This is a genomic window from Ammoniphilus sp. CFH 90114 (assembly GCF_004123195.1).
In the GTDB taxonomy this organism is placed as follows: Bacteria; Bacillota; Bacilli; order Aneurinibacillales; family RAOX-1; genus YIM-78166.
The window spans coordinates 1-422 of record NZ_SDLI01000064.1 but is presented as its reverse complement, the minus strand read 5'-3'; the positions used below and the strand labels follow the sequence as shown (position 1 = coordinate 422).

The following is a 422-nucleotide window of genomic DNA, read 5'->3' as shown; positions in this document are numbered from 1 at the left end:
TGAAGGACGTGCTAATCTGCGATAAGCGTCGGTGAGGTGATATGAACCGTTATAACCGGCGATTTCCGAATGGGGAAACCCAGTGTGTTTCGACACACTATCATTAACTGAATCCATAGGTTAATGAGGCGAACCGGGGGAACTGAAACATCTAAGTACCCCGAGGAAAAGAAATCAACCGAGATTCCCCCAGTAGCGGCGAGCGAACGGGGAGGAGCCCAGAGCCTGAATCAGTGTGTGTGTTAGTGGAAGCGTCTGGAAAGGCGCGCGATACAGGGTGACAGCCCCGTACACAAAAATGCACATATTGTGAGCTCGATGAGTAGGGCGGGACACGTGGTATCCTGTCTGAATATGGGGGGACCATCCTCCAAGGCTAAATACTCCTGACTGACCGATAGTGAACCAGTACCGTGAGGGAA

At 51.7% G+C, this 422-nt stretch carries 1 rRNA gene; it reads left to right on the top strand.

Annotated features, from left to right (window positions below):
- Positions 1-422, top strand: a 23S ribosomal RNA gene (locus EIZ39_RS26215); the annotation flags it as partial.